This is a genomic window from Paenibacillus sp. FSL M7-0134, assembly GCF_038007865.1.
GTDB lineage: Bacteria > Bacillota > Bacilli > Paenibacillales > Paenibacillaceae > Paenibacillus > Paenibacillus polymyxa_B.
In genome coordinates this window covers 2,393,791-2,419,704 of sequence record NZ_JBBOXV010000002.1, presented here as the reverse complement: position 1 = coordinate 2,419,704, position 25,914 = coordinate 2,393,791, and the positions used below count along the sequence as shown (strand labels likewise).

General features: G+C 40.9%; 23 protein-coding genes and 1 riboswitch. Of the genes, 6 read left to right on the top strand and 17 right to left on the bottom strand.

All coding sequences use genetic code 11. From position 1 onward, the window contains the following. Positions 1–4 precede the first annotated feature (4 nt). A complete protein-coding gene (locus tag NSQ58_RS26285) occupies positions 5–946 on the bottom strand; it encodes an ABC transporter permease subunit (RefSeq protein WP_023988650.1) in 942 nt (313 codons plus the stop codon). A 19-nt stretch (positions 947–965) separates the two neighbouring features. Further along, positions 966–2,591, bottom strand: a complete 1,626-nt coding sequence (gene nikA / locus NSQ58_RS26280) for a nickel ABC transporter substrate-binding protein (protein ID WP_068938412.1) — start codon at positions 2,589–2,591, stop codon at positions 966–968. 197 nt (positions 2,592–2,788) lie between these two features. On the opposite strand from nikA, the gene NSQ58_RS26275 reads away from it, so the two are divergent. Further along, complete coding sequence (locus NSQ58_RS26275) at positions 2,789–4,492, top strand: helix-turn-helix domain-containing protein (RefSeq protein WP_341058507.1); 1,704 nt, start codon at positions 2,789–2,791, stop codon at positions 4,490–4,492. Here NSQ58_RS26275 and NSQ58_RS26270 read toward each other — a convergent pair. The 3 genes from NSQ58_RS26270 to NSQ58_RS26260 all read right to left on the bottom strand — a co-directional run bounded on the left by NSQ58_RS26270 (position 4,489) and on the right by NSQ58_RS26260 (position 7,354). Beyond that, positions 4,489–4,659, bottom strand: coding sequence for a hypothetical protein (locus NSQ58_RS26270; RefSeq protein WP_155613676.1), 171 nt, complete (start codon positions 4,657–4,659; stop codon positions 4,489–4,491). The genes NSQ58_RS26275 and NSQ58_RS26270 overlap by 4 nt on opposite strands. Positions 4,660–5,090: 431 nt before the next feature. Then, on the bottom strand, positions 5,091–5,852 hold the full coding sequence (locus NSQ58_RS26265; protein ID WP_028541265.1) for an SDR family oxidoreductase: 762 nt from the start codon (positions 5,850–5,852) through the stop codon (positions 5,091–5,093). A gap of 536 nt (positions 5,853–6,388) precedes the next feature. Beyond that, on the bottom strand, positions 6,389–7,354 hold the full coding sequence (locus tag NSQ58_RS26260; protein ID WP_068938415.1) for a flavodoxin family protein: 966 nt from the start codon (positions 7,352–7,354) through the stop codon (positions 6,389–6,391). Positions 7,355–7,665: 311 nt separating this feature from the next. On the opposite strand from NSQ58_RS26260, the gene NSQ58_RS26255 reads away from it, so the two are divergent. Next, positions 7,666–9,219 (top strand): PucR family transcriptional regulator, encoded by a 1,554-nt coding sequence (locus NSQ58_RS26255; protein WP_338533597.1) that lies wholly within the window; start codon positions 7,666–7,668, stop codon positions 9,217–9,219. A gap of 155 nt (positions 9,220–9,374) precedes the next feature. Here the strand turns inward: NSQ58_RS26255 and NSQ58_RS26250 are convergent, their stop codons facing one another. The 4 genes from NSQ58_RS26250 to NSQ58_RS26235 all read right to left on the bottom strand — a co-directional run bounded on the left by NSQ58_RS26250 (position 9,375) and on the right by NSQ58_RS26235 (position 11,308). After that, the gene (locus tag NSQ58_RS26250) at positions 9,375–9,689 is read right to left on the bottom strand and encodes a DMT family transporter (RefSeq protein ID WP_023988641.1); all 315 of its coding nucleotides are present in this window, start codon (positions 9,687–9,689) and stop codon (positions 9,375–9,377) included. 3 nt (positions 9,690–9,692) lie between these two features. Then, a complete protein-coding gene (locus NSQ58_RS26245) occupies positions 9,693–10,034 on the bottom strand; it encodes a DMT family transporter (protein ID WP_023988640.1) in 342 nt (113 codons plus the stop codon). A gap of 94 nt (positions 10,035–10,128) precedes the next feature. Next, positions 10,129–10,227: riboswitch (guanidine-I (ykkC/yxkD leader) on the bottom strand. An 83-nt stretch (positions 10,228–10,310) separates the two neighbouring features. After that, on the bottom strand, positions 10,311–10,829 hold the full coding sequence (locus tag NSQ58_RS26240; protein ID WP_338533596.1) for a GNAT family N-acetyltransferase: 519 nt from the start codon (positions 10,827–10,829) through the stop codon (positions 10,311–10,313). Between the two features lie 26 nt (positions 10,830–10,855). Beyond that, on the bottom strand, positions 10,856–11,308 hold the full coding sequence (locus tag NSQ58_RS26235) for a MarR family winged helix-turn-helix transcriptional regulator (RefSeq protein ID WP_068938417.1): 453 nt from the start codon (positions 11,306–11,308) through the stop codon (positions 10,856–10,858). Between the two features lie 114 nt (positions 11,309–11,422). Here NSQ58_RS26235 and NSQ58_RS26230 point away from each other — a divergent pair, with 114 nt between their 5' ends. After that, a complete protein-coding gene (locus NSQ58_RS26230) occupies positions 11,423–12,067 on the top strand; it encodes a YczE/YyaS/YitT family protein (RefSeq protein WP_340982063.1) in 645 nt (214 codons plus the stop codon). A gap of 207 nt (positions 12,068–12,274) precedes the next feature. After that, positions 12,275–13,189, top strand: coding sequence for a dihydrodipicolinate synthase family protein (locus NSQ58_RS26225; protein ID WP_279833697.1), 915 nt, complete (start codon positions 12,275–12,277; stop codon positions 13,187–13,189). A 350-nt stretch (positions 13,190–13,539) separates the two neighbouring features. Here NSQ58_RS26225 and NSQ58_RS26220 read toward each other — a convergent pair whose 3' ends face one another. From NSQ58_RS26220 to NSQ58_RS26210, 3 genes are all read right to left on the bottom strand, one after another. Further along, positions 13,540–15,402 (bottom strand): beta-glucoside-specific PTS transporter subunit IIABC, encoded by a 1,863-nt coding sequence (locus tag NSQ58_RS26220; RefSeq protein WP_023988634.1) that lies wholly within the window; start codon positions 15,400–15,402, stop codon positions 13,540–13,542. A gap of 86 nt (positions 15,403–15,488) precedes the next feature. Next, on the bottom strand, positions 15,489–16,952 hold the full coding sequence (locus NSQ58_RS26215; protein WP_340982064.1) for a glycoside hydrolase family 1 protein: 1,464 nt from the start codon (positions 16,950–16,952) through the stop codon (positions 15,489–15,491). A 21-nt stretch (positions 16,953–16,973) separates the two neighbouring features. Then, positions 16,974–17,414 (bottom strand): DMT family transporter, encoded by a 441-nt coding sequence (locus NSQ58_RS26210; protein ID WP_023988632.1) that lies wholly within the window; start codon positions 17,412–17,414, stop codon positions 16,974–16,976. A 346-nt stretch (positions 17,415–17,760) separates the two neighbouring features. Here NSQ58_RS26210 and NSQ58_RS26205 point away from each other — a divergent pair, with 346 nt between their 5' ends. Further along, positions 17,761–18,654, top strand: a complete 894-nt coding sequence (locus NSQ58_RS26205; protein WP_023988631.1) for a LysR family transcriptional regulator — start codon at positions 17,761–17,763, stop codon at positions 18,652–18,654. A gap of 980 nt (positions 18,655–19,634) precedes the next feature. Here the strand turns inward: NSQ58_RS26205 and NSQ58_RS26200 are convergent. Further along, the gene (locus NSQ58_RS26200; protein ID WP_053325454.1) at positions 19,635–20,390 is read right to left on the bottom strand and encodes a helix-turn-helix transcriptional regulator; all 756 of its coding nucleotides are present in this window, start codon (positions 20,388–20,390) and stop codon (positions 19,635–19,637) included. 118 nt (positions 20,391–20,508) lie between these two features. On the opposite strand from NSQ58_RS26200, the gene NSQ58_RS26195 reads away from it, so the two are divergent. Next, complete coding sequence (locus tag NSQ58_RS26195; RefSeq protein ID WP_339202181.1) at positions 20,509–22,425, top strand: right-handed parallel beta-helix repeat-containing protein; 1,917 nt, start codon at positions 20,509–20,511, stop codon at positions 22,423–22,425. Between the two features lie 196 nt (positions 22,426–22,621). Here NSQ58_RS26195 and NSQ58_RS26190 read toward each other — a convergent pair whose 3' ends face one another. From NSQ58_RS26190 to NSQ58_RS26175, 4 genes are read right to left on the bottom strand one after another with little or no spacing between them, the layout of a single operon-like run. Beyond that, on the bottom strand, positions 22,622–23,587 hold the full coding sequence (locus NSQ58_RS26190; RefSeq protein ID WP_053325452.1) for a zinc-binding alcohol dehydrogenase family protein: 966 nt from the start codon (positions 23,585–23,587) through the stop codon (positions 22,622–22,624). After that, positions 23,584–24,219, bottom strand: coding sequence for an ABC transporter permease (locus NSQ58_RS26185; protein ID WP_053325451.1), 636 nt, complete (start codon positions 24,217–24,219; stop codon positions 23,584–23,586). Before NSQ58_RS26185 ends, NSQ58_RS26190 begins: the two co-directional genes overlap by 4 nt. Beyond that, the gene (locus tag NSQ58_RS26180; RefSeq protein ID WP_025723011.1) at positions 24,216–24,986 is read right to left on the bottom strand and encodes an ABC transporter ATP-binding protein; all 771 of its coding nucleotides are present in this window, start codon (positions 24,984–24,986) and stop codon (positions 24,216–24,218) included. The genes NSQ58_RS26185 and NSQ58_RS26180 overlap by 4 nt, the downstream gene beginning before the upstream one ends. Before the next feature lie 14 nt (positions 24,987–25,000). Beyond that, on the bottom strand, positions 25,001–25,912 hold the full coding sequence (locus NSQ58_RS26175) for a glycine betaine ABC transporter substrate-binding protein (RefSeq protein ID WP_028541278.1): 912 nt from the start codon (positions 25,910–25,912) through the stop codon (positions 25,001–25,003). Positions 25,913–25,914: the final 2 nt, after the last annotated feature.

Here is a 25,914-nt window from a genome sequence, read left to right as displayed (position 1 = left end):
ATTCCTACCTGCTCCTTTCTTGCAAGGAAAGCCTCGGATCAGCAGCCATGTGCAGAAGATCGGTTAGGAGACTTGTACATAAGTAAAGACAGGCAGCAAAAAAAACATAGCCCTGAATGACTGGTAAATCGCGGTTGAAAATGGATTCCACGAAAAACCGCCCCAAACCGGGCCAGGAGAATACTCGTTCTACCACAATCGTTCCCGTGATAAGCCTACCTAGATTCATACCGAATCCGGTAATGATGGGGAGAATGGCCAGTCGAACCACATGTCTGAGCATGATGCTGCGCGGCTTTAATCCTCGTGTATGCGCATAGTCCACGTAAGCCTGCTTCATCTGCTCCAGAATACTCTCGCGAAACAGTCGGGCATAGGTTGCCACAAGTGCCAAAGAGAGAGTCAATGATGGTAAAATCAAATGCTGCCATGTGCCCTTTCCCTCCACGGGAAGCAAGTCCCCGTGGAGGGCAAACAGATAGATCAGTAAGTAACCCAGCATGAATTGCGGTAAGGATGCGCCGATGTAGGAAAGAATGCGCACCGCATAATCTACCCACCGCCCGGCGTGTACGGCCGAGAGATACCCTAGTGTGACAACAGCTACGAAAGCGATCAACATACTGCTCCCCGTCAACTGCAACGTTGCGGGCAACCGTTGCCAAATCTCTCCCCAGACAGACTTGGAGGACAGGTACGACGTCCCGAGGTCTAGCTGTAGCATGCGAACAGCAGATTGAACGTACTGAGACATAAAGGGATCGTCCAGCCCCAGTTCTCCCCTCTTCTCCTGTAGCATTTGCTCGTTAGGCTTGATATGAGCTGCCGAGAAGTACGCCTCGGCCGGATCAACCGGAGAGAGCCTCATTAGCACAAAAGCTACGAAGGTGGCGAACAGCACGAGTGGAACCAGCGTCAGTGCTCTTCTAAAAATATAACCTGCCATGAGTGGCCCTTCCTTTTCTTTATTTTAGGTGAATGCTATTAAATGGATGATCCCATCTGCTCTCCGGAAATGAAACGTTATCCAGTGTTTTCTGGTATACGTTATATTGACGAATATAGGACAGGGGTATAATAACCGATTCTTCCTGAACTTTTTGTAAAATCTGATCATAAAGCTCTTGTCTCTGTTTCTCGTCAACGGAAGCCAGTACTTGCCTGATCTGTTCGTCAAGCTCTGCCTTGCCTTCAATATTGAGATGTGCCTCTGCAACGCCAAAGGTAGGCTCCGCTACCGCATTGACCAATGTATGTGGATCGTAAGGCACTCCGGAGTTGAACCAAAAGTTCATGTCATAGTCTCCCTCACGGAAACGTTTGGTCTGTTCGGTCAGCTCAAGTCCCGTCAACTGAAGTTCAACGCCAAGTCCAGCCCATTCGGCCTGAAGTGTCTCGCCCATCGCTTTCTGGATGCGGTCAGTTGTATCGTACATCAGCTCAAACGACAGCTTCTCGCCATCCTTTTCCCTGGTACCGCCCGATGCCGGAACCTTCCATCCTGCCTCGTCCAGATAAGCTGCTGCTTTGGAGGCATCGTATGCAAATCCAGGGAACGTCTGGCTAACGTAAGGATAATCGGTCGTTAGCACCTGCGTCGCAGGCTGTTCCACGTCAGACGTGATGCCTTTGACCATCGCAGCCTTGTCAAATCCGTGATGCAATGCAAGCCTTACTCGCGTATCTGCCAGCTTTTCATTCTGCGTATTCAGGATTAAGTTTCGCGTGCCCAACGGGCCCGATACTTCCGTTTCGAATGCATCGTTCTTTTGCAGGCGCGTGAATTCGTCAAGGCTAATGGAACCCTCTCCGAAAATGAGATCAAGATCGCCTTTCTCGAAGGCTAGTACCCGAGTTTCGGCATCCGGTATGATGCGGACCGTGATCTTGTCCAGTTCAGGCTGTTCGCCCCAATAGTTCGGGTTTTTCACGAATACGCTGTATTCATCCTGCTTGTATTCTTCAAGCATCCATGGCCCCGTGCCGATGGGAGACTGAATGCTTTCCAGCGTATTGTCCCCTTCCGGGAAGCCTGCATCGGCCAAGAAGCGGAATGGACGCACGGTCGTTAAGTCCTGCAAAACCGGATAGTACGGCTCTGACATGACAAGCTTGACGGTGTACTCGTCAACAAGCTCGAGGTGATCCAGCAATTTGGCCGTTCCCAGCCAGCTATGCGTCGTCTTGTTTTGCAGGATCGCGTCTATGTTACGCTTGACGCTAGCGGCATTGAACGGTGTTCCGTCCGAGTATTGGACGTCCTCCCGAAGATGGAAAGTATATTCTTTGCCGTCCTCGCTAATCTCCCAACTGGTGGCCAAATGAGGCTTGATTTTTCCCCCTTCGCCGTACTCAACCAGCGGTTCGTAAATCATGGATTGTGAGAACAGCTGTGATGGATAGTACGCGTGCGGATTAGATGGACCCAAATCCCTCATCCATGAAACCGTTATTTCTTTAGCTCTTTCCTGTTCCCCGTTAGCTGACGCAGATGGTGCTGCCTCCTCTTTTTTGGAACATGCCGCTGTCACAGCAAGCAGAAGCATAAATAGCATGACAAGTATGCCTTGGAACATTTTTCTCTTTCGCATGGTAAAGCCCCCTAAAACATTAATGAGAATGAAAATCATCTTCAATTTATGTTAAGGAGTTTGGTATGATTGAACAATGGATATATTTCTGATTTTTTATAGCACAAAAAACAGAACCGGGCTTGCGACAATTGACTTGTCTATGCATGTCTTGCTTGGAACCGCGGTTCAAAATACATTTGGTTAAGGAGCACAACATGGAACGTTCAACAATTGACGGAAAAGAAATTTCCTTTTTGCCGAATGAAGGATACGACATATACATCCCTCAAAGCGTGAGCCTTTTCCGCAGGCTGTCCTGCAAACAGCTTATCCCGAGCTCGCCTGGGGCGCATCGCCTCGTCGTGTTTAAGTCGACATCCGGTGTGTTACACTTGAGGAAGCATTTCGTGCAGACCGAAAAAAACGATGTCTTACTGCTTGCACCTGATGCGCAGGCCAGCATTCAATTCGTCGATCCGCACGAAGAAACATTGGGGGCTTCATCGTCCGCCACGCAGCTGAATACCGCGGCGGCCATCGTCATCGTGTTCAGTGTATACCGGCTTGGAGAGTCGAAACCAGCCAATGAATTACTGTCCATGATTCCGTACGAGACGCGCATGAACATTACTGACGAATCAAGGTTACTTGATTTGGTAGGAACGCTCGACCTCTCATTGAAGCGCCCCACTCCCGTCCCCGAAGAGTCGAGATTGAAACAGCAGATTGCGTTGCAGGAACTACTCCTGTTCCTGATGGAAAACATTCGACGGAATACGGAAATATCCGATAACATTCAAGCGGTGAAGCATACTGTCACTTATATCGAATCTCACTATCAGCAAAACATTACGGCCCGCCAGTTGTACAGCATCGCAGGTGTGGCTAAATGGCAATACAGTACCTTATTCAAGTCCATCACAGGAAAAAAACCGTTGGACTACGTGTTGGATATTCGTATGAAACACGCCAAGCGGCTGTTGTTACAGACCGAGGACACGATTGCACAGATTGCCCAAGCCGTGGGATTCAAGGATGAGAGTTACTTTGCGCGCAAGTTTAGACAAACGGAAGGGATCACTCCCCGCCAGTACGAGGAGGCTGCTTCAGTCAGCTCATCTCCCGTGCTCATGCCCGAGGTTCCTTACAAACGGATCGTTGCCGTTGGTTATTCGCTGGGCGATCTATTGTCCTTGGGTATCACGCCGATAGGCGCAGATGTGGAGATCATAGGTAAAAGAGGTCTGTACTGGGATTCCATCAATGGTATTGAGGATATTGGATTACTGGGTGAACCGGGCAAAATACGTAAGCTTCTTCCTGACCTGATCATTCATTCTGGTTTCCGTCAAGATTGGATCGAAGAATTGGCATCCATTGCCCCAACCGTGCTCATCGATCGCTATGAACACGTCTATTCAAGAATCATGCAAACAGCAGAGCTAATGAACCGGCAGAAGCTTGCACAACAATGGATTTATCGGCATCGCGCTGCAAGTAAACAAATGTGGATAGGCCTGGCGAAGCATATGGATGTTAAGCAAACAGCAGCTGTGTTTTCCATCGTTGAGGGCAATCTCTACATCATGAGCATGAAAGGCTTTGCAGTTACTGTATACCACCCTGACGGCATGCAGCCTCCTCCGAAGGTGAAGGAACTAATCCGGGCAGGCATTCCTTTTCAACTGACGCGACCGGAACATGCCTGTAGCTATGAAGCCGATACCCATTTTATTCTCATGGATAACGATCCCCGTACGATCCGGTTATACAGAAGACTGATGCAGTTACCATACTGGAACTCGAAAAGCATCGACCGTATTATTCTTACCGAGAACAAGTACAATTTCGATGATCCGCTCACGATGGACAGATTGTTGCTAGAGCTTCCTCAGATGATTCTGAAGAAAAGTCACTAATGACCACATTGATTTCTCCACGCCAAAAATAGGGATGTAATCAATCGCCTCTTACTACGATTGGTTACATCCCTATCCCCTACAGCGTCATATCCTGCAGCCACTGCAAAACAAGCAATCATACTTCCAATATTACCGACTCCAATAAATCCAATGGTTTTTTTCATATGTCAATGTTCCTCGTCTGATGTTTGTTCACTGTAAGTTTTTTATTGATTATCTTGGCTTGGGACAAGAACTGTACCGATAAAATAAAAAAGCCGATAAAATAGCGACTTTCAATGGGACCTTGTTCTTGTCCCTCGACATCCTTGTAGTATGTATTCAGATAATATTCGCGCAAATCTCGGGGATCTGCGGTGACTAGTGTTTCCTTATTCGATCGCAAAAAACGAGAAAAACGATATGCAGCTCACATTCATGATAATGATATCTAAATATAACTAAAAAATGACGGGATCGTGTGTCAACGCTCCTGTCATTTTATAACATTATTTTTGACATTACATCTCTTTCAATTGAATATTACTTTAACCTTGCAAGGATCTTACTTCGATGATTATATATTTTGAAGCATGTGTGCTCGTTAAACAGTGGATTAGAAGCCTGCCGTCCAACCCGCGTCTGCAGCTATAACAGCCCCGTTCACAAAGCTCGATTCGTCTGATGCCAGGAAAAGGGCTACTTTTGCGATTTCTTCCGCCTGCCCTACGCGAGGAATTACGCCTTGTGTAACCTTCGTTCGGGACGCGCCAAACTCATTTAAGTTATGAATCGTTGAAGTAATGTTTGTGGCTGTCGCTCCTGGCGCAATGGCATTGCATCGGATACCTTTTTGAGCATACATGAACCCCGTGTTTTTCGTAATACCGATTACCGCATGCTTTGAGGCAGTGTAAGCAGCGCCCGCATGCGCGCCGCTGAAGCCGCCCGTAGATGCCGTATTTATAATCACTCCATTCCCTTTATCCAGGAAGATCGGGATAACTTTTCGAATCGAACGCATAACGCTTTTTGTGTTAACATCGAATATAAAATCCCATGTCTCGTCGTCCACATCTCCTACAGGCGCCATGTTATCCATAACGCCCGCATTGTTAACTAAAATATCGAGAGTTCCGAATTCATTAACAGCAGTATCGATCATAGCATGAATATCATTTAAATCAGCAACATTGGTTTTTACTGCGACGGCGGTTCCGCCAGCTGATTTAATTCCTGCTGCAACCGATTCAGCTCCTTCAATGTTCAGGTCTGAAACAATAACACTTGCGCCTTCTTTTGCAAATAATTCTGCAATTGCTTTCCCCATTCCTGATGCTGAGCCTGTAATGACCGCAACTTTTCCTCCCAAACGCATGAAAAATCCCTCCAATGTTTTTTTGAACAACCGTTCATCTGAAGTATGGATCAAATTCTAAATCAAAGTCAATTGTACGAAAGTACACGCCCGAACGGGGGATTCTCAAGAACGAGCACCTCAAAAGGCTGCCTCATGAAAGTCCCTGAAGAACTGTGTAGGTGATTAGTTCACGTATTGGAGCTAGTCTGATGAATCTTTTCGAAGGAGTTTAACGATTAGTGTCAGGTCAATTTTTAGGGATTGATCCAGGTGATGCGGTTAGTTACAGCAACAAAGGATTTATGTTCAGAAACTTATTGCATCTGACTGGTCTTTACATAACTAAGTGATATTCCAGAGTGATACTTTTTGAAGTTTTCCCAACAACTAAATTAATCATTAATGATCTTAGGTCCTATAAACCAAAAGAGTGTATAAGATGAAAAACTGACGCCGTTTAGACCAGCTCCAACCATGCCTACTTCAGCAAGCATCTTACCAGCCAAATTCGCTCTCAGCCTTTCAAAAAAAGAATAAGCACTTTATCCGGAATATCAATTACGAGCAGGTCTGGAATAAGATAAATAGTTTTTGTATTTTTTTAATCTTTCAGGCAATTCTCCAGCCTTGGAATTAGGTTTTAATGAAACTTTATATAATTCATCCGCATGCTCGAATTTCCCAGAGATTAGAACATGAGAATGCGCTCTATCTTCCTCCGCGACATTGAATTTAACTTTGCCTTGTTCAACCTCCAAAGTGCCCTTTACACCGCAAATTCCGCATATTGCAGGATAATTATCATCATGATTTCTGATTTCAACGAGTTTGGAATGACAGATTGGACATAAACCAGATTCGCCAATATATTTCGCTTCCGTATTCGGATTCATTAGTGTTTCAGCCACATGACGACCAGATTGTCTAGCTCTGTTCAATTCATTTTCTTTAAAGACTACTGATCCAGGCAAGCCAACCCAATTAACCAGCATTTTGTCTACAACATTGATTTGCATCGGCAGCGTGAAAAGATGGAGCATCGGCAGAGCAAGTGTGTCCCACTCACTCCCACCTACAGCTATAAGAGAAGCCACTCTTTGTTTAAAGCTTCTTTCATCTGGGCCTTTACCAGTAGTTATTCCTCTTTCTTCGCGTTGCTTCTTGGCAATCATTCGGAAGGCAATATCATGGGAAGGGCCCATCCGGTCATTCAGAGTCTTCAACAGTCCACTCGGACTCTTCTCATAAATGGCTGAGCTCACAATTAACCCGTCGCATTCCATTATTTTTTCTTCAATAAATCCATAATCATCGTTCTTTATCACACAATCTCCTGAGCCACACTTTTCAAGCAGGCTGACTACACAAGCATTACAACCGGTGCAAGGTTTAATTTGCAGGTCATTAAGACGTATAAGCTCTACCTCGGCACCCAGTTCTTCAGCACCCATCAGAGCTTCCTTGACAAGGATTTCTGAATTACTCATCCTTCTACCGCAACTGATCCCTAAAATTTTCATTAATATCCTCCTGCAATTTGTATTTGTTATGCATAGATCCTGAAGCAAATCCATGCGAGAGTTTCAGCTTTCTCCACTAATTTCGCATAAATTTGCTCACATAATTCCAAAACTATTCCCTCACAGAGTTTTGATTTTAAACAATATTACTCATTTTTTGATTAAAGTGTTATTTATTGCAGCGCGTAATAATTTCAGTATATATAATGAAAGCGTTATATCCTATGTGCTGGAATTTAAACCAGGGCCGATATAGTGACGATATTTTGTAATATTGCACAAGGATTAAAAAGCTTTTGGAGGCTGCTCTCGTGAAAATTCAAAAAATAATCAGAAAACTTAGCGACTGTTATCTTTCCTTGCCCGAAGAGGCCATGCAAACAAAAGAAATCAGTGAATTTACTATCCTGCGGTTGAGTTCCGTTTTCCAGGCTGACACCGCTTATATAGGCAATCTTTCGGATTTGCCAAAGGACTTTCCTACAGACACTCCTCTTTTCTGCATTCAGGATTGTGATGCACTTGTAGACTCTTATACTTGCCTTACCCTTCTGCCAAATGGACTGGACCTGCTGGATCTTTCGGGAAAGATTTCATCTATACTTGCTCATGAGAATCGGCTCATTGAGCATATGCACACTCTGATATCCGCACTTTACTCAAACAAAGGTTTGCAATACTTGACAAACGAGGCCTCACGCATCTTTGGTAATCCGGTAATCATTGTCGACGCAGGCTATAAGTTACTCGCTATGTGTCAGGCCCCCATCCCCAGCCGACCTGATATCGAACAGCAGCGAAATTTGGGTTATATTCTTGACAATAATATTGAGAGCATGAAGAAATCCAATCTGTACGAATTAACCCGTATGGCTCTTACTCCTTATTATTCACGCGATCCCGAGACCAACGACTGTTGGATAACAGCTTTTGTGTACGTACATGGTATAGAATTCGCGCAGGTCAGTGTTATGGAACTGGATCGTAAATTTACAGATATTGATTTTGAACTCGTACAATTTCTTTGTGAGTTGGTTTCGGTAGAATTGCAAAAGAACGACTTTTATAATTGCAATCAAGGAATGATGCATAGTTTTTTGCTTTCCGAACTGCTTACAGGCGAGCTCAATGATGCTAATGTCATCGCAATGCGACTGGCTCATCTGGAATGGACGCTTACACCTTACCTGAGAGTGATGACCTTGACAGACCTGAAGAACGGCTTTTTTGACGGGAAAGTTCAGTTGGTTGCACAGCATATGATCCAATTACTTCCGGATAGCCGTTGGATCGTATATCAGGGACGTATTGTATTTCTCATTTCCCTCGTTGATTCATCCTGTAAAATCATTGCTGAAGACAAACGAATTCTGGAATTTCTCCAAGTAAACGGCCTAACTGCTTCGCTGAGTGACTGCTTTAGTCATTTAACCTTTTTGCGAAAATATTATAAGCAATGCCTAACCGCCATCGAGATTGGTTTCCAACTTAATTCTAACAAGCCAGTATATATGTATGAGGACTATCTCTGCGAGCATATTGGAAAGATCATATCGGAACAGAACGATCTCGCTGACTTCTGCCATCCAGTTATCCAAAAGTTAATTGCTTATGACAATGCCCACAAAACAAGTTTGCTACCTACCCTTGAAGCCTATCTTCAATATGTGGACACTCCAAATATTGCTGCTAAAACACTTTTTATTCATAGAAATACTTTGTTCTATCGAATCAACAGGATGCGTGAGCTTTTCGAGATTGATCTAAGCGATGGTGATATTCGTCTGAAACTTCAAATGACTCTTCATTTTCTAAAACTGAAAACACAACGCGGCGATCCTAAAGATCAGAGTATAGAAGGGTAAGCAAATGCAAAAAAACATGCAGACAAAATTTCTTATCGATACTTTGTCTGCACGCTGGTCTTTTCTTTCTATTTTTAAATTTAATGATAGCCCATAAGCATTCAGATAGTTCGCTGCTGTTCTAAGATGACCAGTATGTCTAATTCCATCATTAATCAGCTTACCAGCTTTAAGCCAACTGCTGAACCGAGTACCATCGCAATGAACAGAATTCTCGCGGTATTACGCGGTTCACTGTAAAAGATCATGCCCAATATGGCCCCGCCAGAAGCCCCAATACCGGTCCAGACAGCGTAGGCCGTTCCCATGGGTAGTGTTTCCATGGCCAGGGATAGAAACAAGAAGCTCAATCCAAAGCCTGCAAGCAAGTAAAAAGCAGACAGGAAATTCCGATCTTTATGGAGCTTATTAATCATAAGAACTCCCATCATCTCAAATACGCCTGCCAAAATTAGAAATACCCAGTTCATACGTCAGTGCACCTCTTTTCCTTGTTTCTTCTCTTTGCTCTGTATTTTGAGCCCTACAACTCCGAGCAGAAGCACCCCGATTAGCAACAATTTAGATCCCTGTACCTCAGCATCAAACAACAAAATTTCTGCCAATACAGTGCCGGCCGTTCCCAACCCGACAAACACTGCATACACCGTACCTACCGGAAGCGTACGGGAAGCCATAATCATGAGTATGAAACTTACTAAAATTCCAACTAAAGTACCCCCCCACTCTAACCATCCGCTGGCATGTTTCAGGCCGATGACCCATCCAACTTCAAATAATGCCGCAATTACAACAGATAACCATGTCTTGTTCATTCTGTGCTTCCTCCTTTTTGATAATGCTACAAATGTAGTATGGATTTATAGCAGCAATAAAAAAAGCCTGAGAGAATACTGCATACAGCAGTTTTTCTCCCAGGCTTTTATCCCTCCGTGGCACAGTACGACGACTGTGAGTTTTCTCTCGGACCAGCCGATATTACATCGCGGAACCCTAGAAAACATTTTTGAATTCAATTATAGTTAACATTATACACATTAGTGAATAAATTACAATATAAAATTAATAAGAATTCGTATATCATCCTAAACTTATATTATTGTTTTGGTCATTATGAAATCAATTTGTTCTTCATCACCCATATAAAAAGAGTGCGCGCCAGTTTGAACAAACCCCATTTTCTTATAAAAAGCAATGGCGTTTTCATTTTTTTCCCATACACCGAGCCAGATTTTCTTCTTATTATGTTCCATCGCAATTTCCATAGCTTTATTTAGCAGATATTTACCAAGCCCATGTTTTTGAAATTTATTTTTTATATAAATCCTCTCAATTTCGAGCGACTCATCACCCAGTTTTTCGGATTGGGCGTCATTCATATTTACCTTTAAATATCCAGCCGGTTCTTCATTGAAATAGATGAAAAAGATTTCTGAAGAGACGTTGGACAATTCCTCCTCCAACTGTTTAAAGTTAAATGCTCTTTCCATATAGGCTTTCATATTTTCAGGTGAATTCTGATCTTTAAAAGTATCGTTGAATGTTTCAATACTTATTTCTTGGAGTATTTGTAAATCTTCACGGCTGCACTTTATTATTTTCACAGTCACTTTAATGCATCTCTCCTTCATGTAAATCAATAATTTCTTTTGTTCCCCTTTTTTACAAATTCCCAGTCATCCCCTATATTTTCTCTTACTCTTTGAAGAAGATTGAAAATGGTTTCTACTTCTCTTTCCGAAAATCCCTCTAATGCAATGTTATTGGAATAATCATTTTCTCTTTTTATAAAAGGATAAACATTGTTCCCTTTCTCTGTTGGAAAGAGTTTTTTAATTTTTTGGTTATGGTTATCTTCTTTCTTTTCAATAAAGCCATTAATTACAAGTTTTTTTATAGCACGAGATGCAGTTGTTCGATCTACTTTTATCATCTCGGCTAACTTTTCTTGAATGATTCCTGGGTTTTCACATATTCGCACAAGGTACAAATACTGCCCTTTTGTAAGGTCATATTCTTTAAATTCGATATTACTTATAGAATCTAATGCCCTTGCGATCATTCCAATTTCACGAAGCACTTCCTTCATAGTTAACTCCTTTGCCCCTATTTTATTGCAAATGCAATAAAAATGATATATATTGAATTTACCTTATTTTTATTGCATTTGCAACAAAAAAATATATTAAAGAGGTCGAGTAAAGTGAAATATATTTTTTTTGTATTAGGAATTTTTATATTATCCCTTGGAATTTCGTTCACTATACAATCAGACCTTGGGACTTCACCTTTTGATGCACTTTTGGTAGGACTGTCCATAAATGTGGGGCTTACTGTGGGAAGTTGGGAAATCATAATAGCTATAATATTGATATGTTGTAATTCGCTTTTAAAAAGACAAAGACCAGAAGTTTTGGGGTTGTTAACAGCATTTATAACGGGTATTGGTATTGATATGTGGCTTTTTTTATTACACAATTTGATAGCACCTGAACTATGGTACAGCAAAGTTGTTTGTTTTGGAATTGGTTTAGTTGTTGTAGGATTAGGAACTGCAACATATTTACAGACAAATTTTGCACCAATTCCAGTTGACCGATTAACATTAATCATACAAGAATTAACTAGAACAAATCTATTTTTTTCGAGAACACTCATCTACCTTATATTCTTGATCATAGCAGTCATTTTAAATGGCCCCATTGGCATTGGAACTTTGTTAACCGTTTGTTTAGGGGGGTTAATACTCAATTACTTTATGCCACTTACTGAAAACGTACTTGACCGCATATTAACACACTCTCATACATCACTAAATCATGAGAAAGATAAAAAGCATTCTATATAGAATGCTTTTTATCTTTCTCAACTAACCTGATCTGTTAAAAGATGTAATATCCAAGTTGACACCGAAGCTTCTCTTTGTTTCGATCTTAAGTTTCTCTAGAAGAATTGGTACTGTTATTTGTCTCTCAATTGGTACTTTAATTGTGTCTAATTCATTTTTATAATGTGTTTGTATTTTGAAGGTCAATTAATAAAGGAGTGTAGCTTTATGTTCTGTGGATTATCTGCTTTTCCACTCACGCCAGTTAACGAGACAGGTATTAACGAAAAAGCATTTGTGACACTAATTCAACGATTAGTTGCAGCTGGTGTAGACTCAATTGGTGCATTGGGTTCAACTGGAAATTATGCATATCTTAATCGAGAAGAACGTTTACGTGTGCTTCGACTTGCTGTCCATTCATCTGAGGGGATTCCCGTGATGACAAGTATAAGTGCGATTCGTACTTCTGAAGTACTTCGATTAGCGGAAGATGCACAAAGAGCAGGAGCAAGCGCAGTGCTGTTAGCTCCTGTTTCTTACCAGGCATTAACAAATGAAGAGGTATATTCGTTGTATGAACAGGTGACAAGCTCGCTCTCTATTCCGCTCTGCGTATATGATAATCCGGGGACTACACATTTTCATTTCAGTGATGAGTTGCACGGTCGGATTGCTGAGCTGCCTAACGTTCGTTCTATCAAGATTCCTGGAGTGCCTTCTGATCCTGAAGCAGCCAAGGCACGCATTAGAAAACTGCGAACGGCCATTCCTCCCCATGTAACTATAGGAATAAGTGGAGACTCATCCGCAGTCACTGGCTTGGATGCAGGCTGTGAAGTATGGTACTCAGTTCTTGGTGGTTTGTTTCCAAGGGCGTGCCAAAAAATGACCCGTTTGGCCCAGTCCGGTTTTGCTGAAGAAGCGAAACAACTCTCGGCGCTACTTGAACCGCTTTGGTCGTTATTTCGTCAATATGGCAGCCTTCGCGTTATTTCAGCAGCAGCAGAAATAAGTGGCTTGATCTCAAGTCCCAGTCTTCCTTTGCCCTTACAACCATTGAATCAATCAGCTAGAGAACACTTGAAATTCATACTAAAGGATCTTCAGTCTACAGAAACATTCTGTTCACCATTCGGCTAATACCTTTTCGAAGGGGAGACTACTAAGCACGTTTGCATTAAAATTTTTCGTTATGAGTGTTGGAGGAACAACAGATGTGGTTCACATTTGCAATTGGTGCTGAACGTGTTCTAGAGGCTTTGAATTACATTGTCCTAGAAGCAAACTCATTACCTCTCGAAGTCGATAAGGCTATTTCGAGACCTTATTGTCCAATACTTTGCTGAACTACCCAAGCATTCGTAATTTCTTAATCCTTTTCTTCGTTAGCAACAGAACTATCTACTAAAAACAGCCAGCTATAATAGCTATAGCTGGCTGTTATACGTTTTTTCAATTTACTTCCAAGATCAAATCCATGCTGTCCTGTGTTAAACCAAATTTGAAGATGAAACGCTAGGTTTTGCAGGAATCACATGTAATAACTGTTTTGAATTTGGATCCTCCAGATTCACATGCACTTGATCATAATTAAATGAATTCGTAACAATAACCATTACCGTAGGATCATAACCCGCAGCCTTAATTTGCTCCAAGTTAAACTCAACTAATTTGTCATCAATGCCAATTCTATCATTTTCCTTAACCAATGGTTTAAAGTGTTGTCCCTTTAATTTCACAGTATTAATACCGATATGAATCAAAAGTTCTATACCGGAATCAGATACAATGCCAATCGCATGCCCGGTTTTGTACACGCTGCTTACCGTTCCGTTTACCGGAGCTGTAACAATTCCGCTAATTGGAACAATCCCTGCTCCTTTACCCATCGCTTCAGAAGCAAACACCTCATCGCTTACACTGCTTAAAGGAACAATTTGGCCATTCACAGGTACCACAACCTCGTTTGGATTTGCTTGATCACTCAAATTCGTCACACTCTTATTCGAAACACCGAAGAAATAAGTTAAAATGACGGCTCCAAAGAATGCAATAATCAATCCGATGACTTCTCCAATGAAACCTTGGCCTAAATAAGTTGGAATAGCCAACAAGCTAGGAAATGTAAATGTGGATGCATGTACTTCAAACGATCCAATAACAGCGCCTCCAATACCAGCAGCGATCATTGCACAGTAGAATGGACGCTTTAATTTAAGGGTTACGCCGTAAATTGCCGGTTCAGTGATACCAAAAATGGCTGTGATTGCTGCAGAACCCGATAGGCCTTTGATTTTGGCATCCTTGGTTTTCAAAAATACGCCTAGAGCAGCACCTGCTTGAGAAAGTACGGCTGCACATACAATTGGCAACCATTGGTCGTATCCTTGATTAGCGACATTGTTTATCATCAGCGTAATCAGCGCCCAATGGACTCCGAAAATGACAATCGACTGATGGAACGCTCCTAAAACCAACCCAGCAAGTAATGGGGAGAAACCAAAGATTGCTAACAATACCATGGCGAACAGGTCACTGATCTTTGTGCCTAGAGGGCCGATAACAGCCAAAGTTAAAGGCAACATAATCACTAGAGAAACCAGAGGGGTTAGCATATTACGAATTGATTCCGGAAAGAATTTGTTCAACAAAGGTTCCAAGTAAGAGAGGCCCCAAATCGACAACAGAATGGGAAACACAGACGCCGTATACGTAATTGGTATGATCGGTATGCCAAAGAAATCAATCGTTTGTGAATTGGATACGATCTCTACTAAAGACGGATGAATGAGTGCACCAGCTAACGAAACGGCTACGAATGGGTTGACTTTAAGCTTCTTGGCCGCAGTAAATGCCAAGAAAATCGGCAAAAAATAGAAAATGGCATCACTTGCTGCATTCCATATTTTATACGCACCACTGTCAGTCGATATCCAGTTCATTGTTGTAAATAAAGCTAGAATGCCTTTCAAAATTCCGGATCCAGCCAAGGCTCCCAGAAATGGCGTAAATACGGCCGAAACAAAATCCATCAACTGACTGACAGGATTAAATTTCCCAGTTCGTTTTTCTGAAGCGCTTTCATTGTTGCTAGAAGCATGTAATGCCATTCCAGGTAATGATGTTAGTGCATCATAGACTTGAGCAACGGAATTACCAACAACCACCTGATACTGTCCGGCACTATTGACGACGGTAATGACCCCATCTGTGTTTTCAATCTTTTTGGTATCTGCAGTACTCACATCATTTAATTTAAATCTCAATCTAGTGGCACAATGCCACACCGCATTTACATTCTCTTTTCCTCCTACGCCATCCAGAATATCCTTTGCCAATTTTTGATAACTCATAGTTGTCCCTCCTATTATAAATGCCCGGACCATTTTCCACATACCGTACTACTGAAACGATACAAAATGATCCGGGGGTGCCTTCATCATTTAGTGATTCTCATCCTAATCGTTTGTGTTCTATGAAGATCCTCGCCGTTTGTATCAATAACTTGCTTATACCAGTAAAAACTATCTTTATAATGGAATTGCCCATTTCCATTACCTTCATCATCATAGTCCACATAAATAAAGCCATATCTTTTGCTCATTTCAGCAGTACCTGCACTGATGATGTCGAAAGGCGCCCAGGTACAATAGGCAAAAACATCTGCCCCTTCATGTATTGCCTCTTTCAGTGCTGCAATATGCTCCTGGTGGTATTCGATGCGATAATCGTCATGAACTTTATTGTCCGCTGTTAAAACATCTTTAAATCCAAGACCATTTTCAGCCACCATCATGGGAACATGATACCTGTCCCAATACTTAGACATGCAGAGATATAATCCTGAAGCATTTATAGACCAGCCCCAGCGATTCGCTTTCAAATGGGGATTTTTGACGGTAGAATTAGGGTCCATCGTATTCTCACTAGCTTTAACAGTATTTGACCAGTAATAAGAGACTGCAAGGAAATCGGCTGTATTGTTCCAAAGCAACTCTTTCTCCGATTCCGTAATTTCCAGCTGGATGTCATGGTCTTCGAAATACGTCAATGCATATTCTGGATACTCTCCTCGAATCAGAACATCGCTGTAGAAATATTGCATTCGATTCCGTCTGAAATTCAGTTCGACATCTGCAGGTTCACATGAATAAGGGGCGGTTAACGTATCGGCCAACATCATTCCCATTTGAAGGGATGGATTTAGCTTGTGGCCAAACTCAGTAATCTTTGCAGAAGCTACGAATTGGTGATGAACCGCTTGAAACTGAGACTGCTCGTAATGATCAACTTTATCTTTCAGTATGCCAAGGGAGGCAAATGCCTCTTTGTGGACAAGGTTAATTTGATTGATAATGATCCAATATTTAACGGTTTGATGATATCTTTGCAGGACGGTTTCCCCATACTTCACGAAGAAATCAATCAGTTTCGGGTTTGTCCAACCGCCATATTGCTCAACCAAATTTAAAGGCATTTCATAATGGAAAATCGTGACGATTGGCTCAATATTTTTTTCTTTCATGTACTCAAATAATCGATCATAGAAGGCCAAACCCTGCTCGTTTGGAGCGGTATCATCTCCATTCGGAAAAATCCTGCTCCAAGAAATAGACAACCGCAACGTTTTTACATGCATGTCTGCTAACGCATCGATATACTCACGGTATCGTTCGTAGAAATGTACTCCTTGGCGCTTAGGGAAATAGTATGTCCCATGTTTGTATTTTTCGTATGTTTCTGAATCCATGTTATTAAAATGTAGATCAATAGGATCAGCTCCTGGAATAAACGGCTGAATATCAGCGGTACTTAACCCTCTTCCATCCCTGCGATGTGCACCTTCTACTTGATTAGCAGCAATAGCCCCTCCCCACAGAAAGTCTTTTCTTATTTTGCTCATGTACGTTTCCCCCAAATGTATTTAAAATTTTTGTACGATAAAGACTCCTGCAATAACCAAAAGAGCTCCCAATAATCGAGGAATATTCAAAGTGTGCATACTAGCACCAATTAATCCAAAATGATCAATGATCACCGACACGATTATTTGTCCAGCTAAAACGTATCCAACCGTAGCTGCTACTCCTATTCTGGGCATGAGAATGGTTGTCGCCAATACATAGAAAGCACCCAGTAGTCCTCCTGTCCACATCCACCAGGGAGCTTCAAACCATTCTTTTTTGAACAACGATCCTTTTACAAAAAAAGATATGATTATTAATGAGATGGCACCTACTGTAAAAGAAATGGCCGAAGCAACAATAGGTGATCCCACCACTGTCCTTAGCTGCGCATTAACACTAAATTGTGTAGGCAAGGCCATTCCTGCCAATAATGCGAAAATTATGAATATGATAGCCATGTATTTTCCCCTTTCTCTTACTTTGATCAATTAGCCAATCTGAAATTGAACGAAGTGCTTCAATAAATCGTTTATCCGATTTTAGAACCACGAGAAAAGAAAATACCAAAAGAACGGTTTCAAGTGTGTCCATTGCAAAAGTAATCCCGCCTCACAGTATTATCCCCTCTCAAATTCTGAAGATTGAATATCTCCTACAGATGAGTCAATAATATATCTTAAATATGGGAATACTAGATTGATCACCTTCTCAATTTATCGATTAATCATTGACAACCCGAGTATAATTCACGCAGTATAATAAGTAAAATTAATAATAAGTATAGGAGGTATACTAAATACTTATATGGATATTAATTATGAACTCTATAAGATCTTCTATATCACAGTAAAAGCTGGAAGTATGTCTAATGCGGCAAAGGAACTATTTACATCACAATCGGCAGTTAGTCAGTCCATAAAACTGCTTGAAAATAAGCTAGGTGGACAGTTGTTCCATAGAAGGGCACAAGGAGTGTCCCTTACTGCGGAAGGAGAGATATTATATCAATATGTAGAACAAAGCTATGAGTTATTACAGGCGGCTGAAAGAAAATTTTTGGAATTAAGGAATTTAGATGCTGGCCAACTAAGAATAGCCGTAAGCACAACAGCTTGTAGTAACTTCTTGATGCAATACCTAGAGACATTCTCCTTGGCTTACCCTAATATCGAGATTTATATCAAAGATCAATCTACTCATTCTACAATTAAGCAGCTAGAGTCAGGCGAAGTTGACATAGGAATCATCAATCTGAACGGAAGCAGAGATTCTCTGACGGTGATTGGAAAAATAGAAATACAAGATTGTTTTGTAGTAGGTGAGAGATTTAAAGAAATATGTGATAAACCAATATTCTTAAAAGAACTAGTAGTAAATTACCCGATCATTCTCATGCAGAAAGGACTTAATACAAGAAAATATATTGACAACTTTTTCACTTCATATGGCTTAAAAGTAATACCTAAAATAGAACTGAGTACCATGGAACTGTTAATTGAGTTTGCTAAAAAAGGTTTGGGCATATCGTGTGTAATCGAGGATTTTGTTCGCAGCGATTTGGATCAACAACAGCTATTCATAGTGCCCATCCAAGAAATCATACCTAAAAGGTTTTTAAGTATTGCTATCAAAAAAGACTTGCCCCTTTCTTCAGCAGCTCAGAAGTTTATTGAGCTTTTTCAAAGCTGCACAGTATAAATTTATAAATTGGGTTATCTATTAAAGAATTGTCTAAAAAAAGCTCACTAAGGGCTTCTTATTTGACAGTCAACGAACCTCGCTTCAACCGCTCCAGAATGAGGTCGTCTGCTCCTGCGACAACTGGATGGTCGGTATAGTGAGCATTAAATAGGTAGATATCTAATCGGCAATGGAATAATCAAGTTCTTGTCCTTGGCTCGGAGCATGAACTTGATTTCTTAAAACAAAAAAGCCGTCATTTAGGCGGCTCCTAATGCAACATGGCTTTTGTCATCCGACATTTTTTTATTAACTCAAAGCTCAAGTTTACCAACCAATTTTTTTGAATCAATCTCCTCGTTCCGACATGACGTACCAACCGCAGTGCCCTTCGGCTGTTAAAAGTATAAATTTTTAGAAAATTCATAACTTTGGAACTATTTTTTTTCACAAAATTTAATGAACCGAAAACACAAAATAGCAAGTCTCTAAGTTGCAAGAGACTTGCTATTTTTAAGTTTTGGCGACTTGACCCTTAAGAATGAAGTGAATACTGCCACAGCGAACGTACCGAAAACATTTGTTGTGTGATGTATACTGTGTACGAATCGAATCGTTTTTGTTGCCGAGCGCATCACAACCGAGTGAGCTTCTACCCTGTGACCAGACAGGAAACGAACCCTTTGAAACCACTTACCAGATATTCTGATAAGCCCTCGTAAATCACGGCTTTTAGATGACAAGGGATTGCCGCACCTGTTCACATAACCGATTTAAAATGGTGTGCGTCATGTAGAAAAATTCTTGGTAATTGGATGGCTGCGTTTATGGATTTTCTAATTTATTGCTAGCAAAACTTTGGATTAGAAGGATCGTAAATTATGATCTGAAGATTGTTGAGAATTAATGATTATATTTTCAACATAATCACCAGCTAGTTTAAGCTGAAGGTCAACAAAGTGCTCAACGCATTCACCTTATGCTTATGCCGTTCTTCTTTAGTCCATTGCTCGATATTCTCTAGGCGCTCTCCTGGTTATTTCCTTGAAGTTACGATGAAAGGTTCTTAAATTGTTATAACCACACTTGATTGCAACTTCACCAATCGCCTGCTGGGAATTTTTCAGCAAATAGCATGCCTGTGAAATCCGAAAATGATTTAAGTAGTCTGTGAAGGTGATGTTCATTTGTTGGACAAACAACTTTGATAGATAAGGATAGTCATACTGCAGATATTTTGCAATGTCTTTTAATGTGCAATCAGTAGAATAATTTTCCTCTACATAAAGCAGCATCTTATAGAGCACCTTTGTCTGAGGTGATTGCTTAACTAGGGTAAACGATTTCTGATTTATCAGATCAGCACAAACAGCATATAAAAAACTTTTCTGGCTATAGATTGAATTCAGCTTACTAAAATCAATAGCTCTCTCCAAATGCAATGCACTGTCATTTGGAATTAAGCCTTTTAAATTCATAAAAAAGTCGCCGATCAACTCTGGCGAAAAAAGGATGATTGTAATATTAGAGTAATCGATGGTCTTAAATTCATGCATTTGATTTATAAAGATAAAGACCAGATCATTTTCCTTCAAAAGATACTCTTTTTGATCAATGGATACATATAGCTGTCCATCATTAACATAGATCATTTCATATGCTCGGTGAAAATGAAGGGGAAAGCTATAATTCTTCAAAGGAAAAAAATGAAAGAATTCTTCCCCCTCCATTCCATGTTTTTCAAATAAGACCATACAACTCTCCTTTGCCAGAACACTAATATTGTCTTAAAGTGTACTATATTTTGGATAGAATTAACAAATATTATTTCCTATAATAAAATAAATTGAATTTAAAGGAGGATATAAGACTATGGAGTATCACGTAGCAAAAACTGGTTCAGATCACGGCCAGGGGAGTCAGGAAGATCCATTTCTGACAATCAATAAAGCAGCTTCTGCTGCTGTGGCAGGAGACACGGTTATTGTCCATGGAGGGGTATATCGTGAATGGGTAAAACCAAAATTTAAAGGATTAAGCACCAAGAGAAGAATTACTTATCAAGCTGCAAAAGGTGAAAAAGTAATCATTAAAGGCTCAGAGCATATTCAAAGTTGGCAGCATGCAGAAGAGAATGTTTGGAAGGTTGTATTGCCGAATGAGTTTTTTGGTAACTATAACCCATATGCTCTTGAAGTGTCCGGAGATTGGCTCGTAACAATTGAGGAAACCAAGCATTTAGGAGACGTTTATTTAAACGGTATGTCTTTTTATGAAGTTAGCCGCTTTGAACAACTGATCGATCCGAAGGTTACAACAGAAGTATTGGACCACTGGACAAGAAAAATGGTTCCTGTTCATAATCAGGAACAGACAAAATATGTCTGGTTTGCAGAAGTGAATGCTGATAATACAACCATATATGCGAATTTCCAAGGCGCTGATCCGAACAGAGAATTTGTTGAGGTTAACGTTCGCAGATCTTGTTTCTATCCCCAAGAGACAGGGATTGATTATATTACAGTAAGAGGCTTTGAAATGGCGCAGGCCGCAACACCATGGGCACCTCCGACAGCGGATCAGCCTGGACTGCTTGGCGCCAATTGGAGCAAGGGTTGGATTATTGAAAACAATATCCTTCACGATGCAAAATGCAGCGCCATCAGTATTGGTAAAGAAGCCTCCACCGGGCATAATTATCGCTCCGTCCGGAAAGACAAACCCGGATACCAGTACCAGCTTGAATCTGTCTTTTCTGCTGAACGTAATGGCTGGTGCAAGGAAAAAATCGGCTCCCATATTATCCGTAATAATACGATTTATGATTGCGGTCAAAATGGAATTGTGGGTCACTTGGGCGGTGTCTTTAGTGAAATTCATCACAACCATATATATAAAATTGCTCTGAAACGTGAATTCTACGGTCACGAAATTGCAGGAATCAAGCTCCATGCAGCCATAGATGTCCAGATTCACCATAACCGTATCCATGACTGCTCTTTAGGATTATGGTCAGATTGGCAGACACAGGGAACAAGGATTAGTAAGAATTTATTTTATAGCAATAATCGTGATTTGTTTGTTGAAGTAAGCCATGGGCCATATATCGTTGATCACAATATAATGGCTTCTGAATATTCTCTGGACAATGTGTCACAGGGTGGAGCTTACATAAACAACCTAATCTGCGGTAAGATGAATCATTGGAAAGAAATGACACGTTCTACACAGTATCACCTCCCCCACAGCACCAAAATCGCAGGTTTTTCTTTCATTTACGGCGGTGATGACCGTTTTTATAATAATATTTTCATTGGAGCTGATGGATTAGAAGGTGTCGGAACGTCCCATTATAAAAACCACACGGCTTCTTTAGAAGAGTATATTGAAAACGTACACAAAAATCCCGGAGACGCTGAAATATTTAACTTGGTGGAACAACCTGTTTATATTAATAACAATGCGTATTTGGCCGGAGCAGAACCGTTTGAAAGAGAAAAAGATAAGATAGTTGACAAAAGCTTTCATCCAAACTTCAGAATAGTTGATAAGGGAGAAGAAGTTTATCTTTCCTGTGAATTACCGGAAAATTTCGATGTTTTTCTAGGTGAAGTACATTCAACAGCAACATTAGCACGGGTACGTATCGTTGACGCTGAATTTGAGCGCCCCGATGGTAGTGAAGTGATCCTGGATACTGATTTGTTGGATATGCAGAGAGTAGAAAAGTCTCCAATAGGGCCGATTACACTTTTGAAAAAAGGTAAAAATTATATTAAAGTTTGGTAATCCCTTATAGAAAAAGCCTTACACCTCTATAAATTATGGTGTAAGGCCTCTTTCACTGATATCGCTTGAATATTTTTTCAAATATAAGATTTTTGAATTTAATTTTATTAATGATCTGGCACATTTAGGCTTGCATCACGTTCTAGAGAACATCAACAACGATGTGTCACTACCCTTGAAATCTTAATCTTCTGAACTAATCGTTCAAAATTACGATCTTACCATTCGCATCATTACTCTCCATTAAAAGATGAGCTTCCCGGATTTCTTCTAGCTTGAAAACTTTAGCAATCGGCGGAACAATTCCATGTTCTTTAATATGATAGAACAGGTCGATTAGTACGTTTTCTTTGATAACTTCACTTGTAAATGCCGTAAAATAAACACCTGTCGGTATATCAATTAACGGTTCAAAGGAATCAAGTGTCCATTCATTTCCCAGTATCCCTGACATGCATAAGGTCCCTTGCTCTGAAACCAGTTGCAATGATTCCTTTATTGTGACGGTACCGACCAACTCCAGGACCTTGTCTACGCCATTTGGAGCGATTTTATAAACTTCTTTTGTAAAATACTCATCATCGAGTAAAGCAAAGTCTGCTCCAGCCTGCTGAAGATATGCCAGCTTTCCGCTGTTCCTAGTGGTTGATATGACTGTGACGCCTGTACTTTTTGCTAGCTGAAGGGCAGCCAGACCAACAGAACTCGTCCCACCGCGAATGAGAAGCACTTCGTCAGCAGTTAATTGGAGACATTCGAATAAGGACGCATACGCCGTATAATACATTTCTGGAATTGCAGCGAGCTCAGTCCATTTCATTTCAATTGGAATGGAATAAACCTGTTTTGAAGGAATCAAAACATATTCAGCATAACTTCCATCAAATTCTCGGCCTAATCCCCCCATTAATGAAGCAACACGCTCCCCTTTTTGAAATGTGCTGTCAGATGGATCTTCGATCTGCCCTATGCATTCAATACCAATAATCCGTGGGAATTTGACGGATGAGGAATGTCCCTGTCTTGTAAACATTTCAGAGCGGTTTATTCCAAAAGCTTTGATCTTAACAAGTACCCAATCTGGTTTAACTTTGGGGATTGGAACTTCTTTTATCTTTAGTTCTTCAGGTTTACAGGCCCCTTCCAGTACAACAGCCTTCATAAAAGTGATCTCCCCGATCCAATATAGATTCGTTTTTCAAACTGAATGAATAATGCATTCGTTCCAATAGCGAGACACGCTGACAATACACTTCCCCACAGAATCTTATCTATATTCATGGTTCGTAAGCCATCATTTAATATCGAGCCTAACCCGCCTGCATTTATAAATGCTGCTATAGTCGCCATTCCAATCGTAGATACGGATGCTAGCCTTAATCCTGTAAAAAGAGCTTTGATGGCCAAAGGCACACGAACATGAAGCAATACCTGAATACGGCTCATACCAAGCCCAGTAGCTGCCTCAATAATAGACTGTTCAACATGATTCAAACCTGCAATAAACTGACGTAGTAGGATATATTGGTTATATGCTATGAGCACGGTAATCGCTGTCGTTTTACCCAAACCTGTCACGGGGATCATGATTGCGAACAGGGCCAAGCTGGGAATTGAATAAAGAATCGAAAAGATATAAATGAGTAACCTGGATATCGTTTCTGAAGTCAGGGCTAAAATTGTTAAGAGTACTGTGACGACAATGGAGATCAGCATGATCACAATTAGCATCTCCACATGCTCCAGTAATGCAATTCCTAACTTATCCGGATGCTTAATGGCATATTCGATCACTTTAACCCCTCCCAGAAACGTTCTTGCTCTCTTGAAGATTGAATAAGCGATGCGACAAATTCATCTGCGGGATGAGCAACAATTTCTCTTGGCGTATCAAACTGACAGGCTTTACCTTGATTCATGATTATTACCCTGGTTCCCAGCTTAAATGCTTCATTGATATCATGCGTTACGAATAGGAAGGTTTTCTTAACTCCCCCATGAATCCGCAGAAGTTCATCCTGCAAATTTAGACGAGTCATGGCGTCTATGGCTCCAAAAGGTTCATCCAATAACATTGTATTAGGATTTGTTGCTAAAGCCCTAGCTAGTCCAATTCTCTGTTGCTGACCTCCCGATAGTTGAGAAGGGTAACGATTTAGGTAGTTTACTGGATCTAACCCAACCAAAAGTAACAATTTGTGCACCATTTCATCCACCTTCGTTTTTTCCCATTTCAAAAGCCGGGGCACAGTAGCAATATTTTGTCCAATGGTCATATGAGGAAACAAACCCACTTGCTGAATAACATAGCCAATCCTTCTCCGTAGCGCTACAGGATCAATTTCAGCAATGTCATCACCAAATAGTTTTATCTTCCCTTGGGTAGGTTCAATTAAACGATTTACCATTTTCAATAGTGTGGTTTTTCCTGATCCGGACGAACCCAGTATGGTTATAAATTCGCCTTCCCTAATAGACAGATTGACATGATCAACAGCTAAGTCATTGGAGTTTGCGTATGTTTTGCACACATTTTGGAATTCAATTGCTATAAGACTCATGTTATCCCCCACACTCATTTAATTGAGTCATAAAATTCTTTTGCCACATCTTCATATTCTTTTTTATCCACGTCCACTTTTGCATTCAAGGCGGTTACCGTTTCCGTATCCAGCGCCGCACTCACCTTATTAATAACCTCAGCTATCTCTGGATTTGTATCCAGCACATTATCACGAACAACAGGAGCCAAGTTATACGGAGGCCATACTTGTTTGTCATCTTTCAACAGTGTGAACTGATCTTTATTAACTAGTTGCCCTTCTGTTGTGTAAGCTGGGGCAACATCCGCTTCATTGTTTTTAAGCACTTCATATTTCAAGCTGTTATCATATACTTTAGATGACTTCCAATTGAACTTACCATACACTTTCTCTAGAGCTGGAATTCCGTCTGCACGTTGGTCAACTTCTCCTTGTGAGGCGAATCGAAGCTTACTTACATGTTTTTGTAGATCAGTAATTGTAGTAATTCCTAGATTTTTAGAAACTTCCGAACGAATAACAAGTCCTGCTCCATCATTTGCTTTAGAGTAATCTAGCCAAGTAATTTTAAATTGCTTTTTATATTCTTCCTTAACTTTCTTATAAACCGCGTCAGGATCAGTGAGCATATCTACTTTCAATATGGATAATAAACCGGTACCTGTATATTCTGGATACATATCGATATCGTTGTTAACAATAGATGAATGGATAACGGAGCCCGCAATATTGGGTACTCGCTCTACCTTATATCCCGCACCCTCTAAAGCCAAAGCGTAAAGTTCACCCACAATCAAATTCTCAGTAAAATCTTTCGTACCGATCCGTATCGTTGCTGCTTTATCTTCAGCATTTTCTGTTTTATCACCACATGCACTTAAAATGAGCGACAATACAAGAAAAATTGAAATTGAAAAATACAGTTTTCTCTTGTTTCTAGACATAT